This is a genomic window from Roseicella sp. DB1501, from assembly GCF_013112485.1.
Lineage (GTDB): Bacteria > Pseudomonadota > Alphaproteobacteria > Acetobacterales > Acetobacteraceae > Paracraurococcus.
In genome coordinates this window covers 1-2,355 of the sequence record NZ_JABFHG010000040.1, presented here as the reverse complement: position 1 = coordinate 2,355, position 2,355 = coordinate 1, and the positions used below count along the sequence as shown (strand labels likewise).

General features: G+C 71.1%; 3 protein-coding genes. All 3 read left to right on the top strand.

Annotated features, from left to right (window positions below):
* Nucleotides 1–85: 85 nt before the first annotated feature.
* A complete protein-coding gene (gene tnpA, locus HJG45_RS28210; protein WP_171617306.1) occupies nucleotides 86–514 on the top strand; it encodes an IS66-like element accessory protein TnpA in 429 nt (142 codons plus the stop codon).
* Entirely contained in the window at nucleotides 511–897 is a 387-nt protein-coding gene (gene tnpB, locus HJG45_RS28205) for an IS66 family insertion sequence element accessory protein TnpB (protein ID WP_171617304.1), read from the top strand. Before tnpA ends, tnpB begins: the two co-directional genes overlap by 4 nt.
* On the top strand, nucleotides 881–2,355 hold a 1,475-nt coding region (gene tnpC, locus HJG45_RS28200; protein ID WP_171617302.1), incomplete at its 3' end, for an IS66 family transposase. The genes tnpB and tnpC, both read left to right, overlap by 17 nt.

Sequence of the window (2,355 nt, the reverse complement as noted above, 5' to 3'; positions counted from 1 at the left end):
GTAAGCGCGGCGACGAGGCCCATCTTCCGAGGTGAGGCCTGAATGTGCTGGGTCGGCCTGGAGCGAGGAGCTTCAGGTCGACGTTATGGATAGCGTTAACGACGACGCGAAGGGTGTCGGGTATCGCCGGATCGAGGTTCTGACGGGGCCTGGGCGGCGGCGGAAGTGGTCGGACGACGACAAGGCTCGGGTCGTCGCGGAAACCCTGGCGCCGGGCGCGGTGGTGACCGAGGTGGCGCGCCGCTGGCAGATCTCGCCGCAGCAGGTGTTCGACTGGCGGCGGCAGGCGCGTATTGGCGCGGCGAAGGAGGGCGTGCCTGCGGTGCCCGATTTCGTGCCGATCGTGCCGGAGCCGTCGGTGGCTGCGCCGGAGCCTGTGGGTCCCACGGCACCGGCGCGCGCCACGGCGCCGATCGAGGTCAAGCTGGCCGGTGCTGTGCTGCGCGTCGCACCGGGCACCGACATGGAGCTGCTGACGGCGGTATTGCGGGCGATCCGGGCGTCGGCGACATGATCACCTTGCCTGCTGGCACGCGGATCCTGCTGGCGACCAAGCCGGTGGATTTCCGCAAGGGGGCGCATGGCCTGGCGGCGCTCGCGGCCGAGGTGCTGGGGGAGAAGCCGTTCTCGGGCGTGGTGCTGGTGTTCCGTTCCAGGCGAGCGGATCGGATCAAGATCCTGGTCTGGGACGGCAGTGGCCTGTGCCTGATCTGGAAGCAGCTGGAGGGCAACACCTTCCGGTGGCCGCCGATGGTGGATGGCGTACTGCGGCTGAGCGCGGTGGAGTTCGCCGCGCTGTTCGACGGGATCGACTGGCGGCGGGTGCAGGCGGCGCGGGAGATTCCCACGCCGAGCGCGCCCGCGTGGACTCGGCGGCACGATGCGCGCCGCGGGTGACGACACGCCGACACTGCCGGAGGATCCTGCGGCGCTGAGTGCGCTGTTGCTGGCAGCCTGGGCGGAACGGGATGCGCTGGCGTGCAGATGCGACGATGTCACGGCCGAGCGCGACGCCCTGGCCTCCCGGAACGAGCAACTGCAGCACCTGCTGCTGAAGCTGAAGCGCCGGCAGTTCGGGCGGAAGTCCGAGCAACTGCCGGAAGACCAGCTGCTGTTCGCTTTCGAGGAGATCGAGGCGACGCTGGCCGAGAACGCGGCCGAGGCGGGCAAGAAGTCGCCGGCGCTGCGGGACCAGCAGGCCAAGCGCCGCCGGGCAGGCCGCGGCCGCCTGCCGGCGCATTTGCCACGGGTCGAGCAGGTGCTGGCACCCGAGGCGACGGCCTGCCCCTGCTGCCAGGGCCCGCTGGTCGAGATCGGCGCCGACACCTCGGAACGCCTCGACGTGATCCCGGCCCAGTTCCGGGTGATCGTGACCAGGCGCCCGAAGCTGGCCTGCCGGGCCTGTCCCGGCGTCGTCCTGCAGGCGCCTGCGCCGCCTCGCCTGGTCGAGGGCGGCATGCCGACCGAGGCGACGGTCGCGCATGTCCTGGTCTCCCGCTACGCCGACCACCTGCCGCTCTATCGTCAGTCGCAGATCCTGGCCCGGCAGGGCATCGAGATCGGCCGCGAGATCCTGGCCGACTGGACCGGCATGGCGGCGCTCGAGGTCATGCCGGTGGTGCGCCGGATGCACGAGATCCTGCTGGCCTCGCCGCGGCTGTTCGCGGACGAAACCACGATGCCGGTGCTCGATCCCGGCCGCGGCCAGACCAAGAAGGGCTTTGCCTGGGCGATCGCGCGCGACGACCGGCCCTGGGGCGGCGCGGACCCGCCGGCGGTGGTGTTCCACTACGCGCCGGGCCGCGGCGCCAGGCATCCGAAGGCGCTGCTGGCCGGCTACCAGGGCATCCTGCAGTGCGACGGCTACGCGGCCTACAAGACCCTGGCCGCAGCCAATGACGCCATCACCCTGGTATTCTGCTGGAGCCATGTCCGCCGCGAGTTCATCGAACTGGCCAAGGGCAAGACCGCGCCGATCGCCACCGAGGTCCTGCAGCGGATCGCCGCGCTCTACGCCGTCGAGGCCGGGATACGCGGTCAGCCACCCGAGATCCGCCGTGCCGTCCGGCAGGCGAAGAGCCGGCCGCTGGTCGAGGGCCTGTTCACCTGGCTCACGGCACAGCTCGCCCGCCTGCCGGGCGGCAGCCCGACCGCGAAAGCGATCCGCTACGCGCTGAACCACCACGATGGTCTGGTCAGGTTCCTCGAGGACGGGCGGATCGAGCCCGACACCAACACCGTGGAGCGTGCCATCCGGCCCCTCTGCCTCAGTCGCAAGAATGCCCTGTTCGCCTCGGGCGACGATGGCGGCCGTCGCTGGGCCGCGGTCGCCTCCTTGGTCGAAACCTGCAAGCT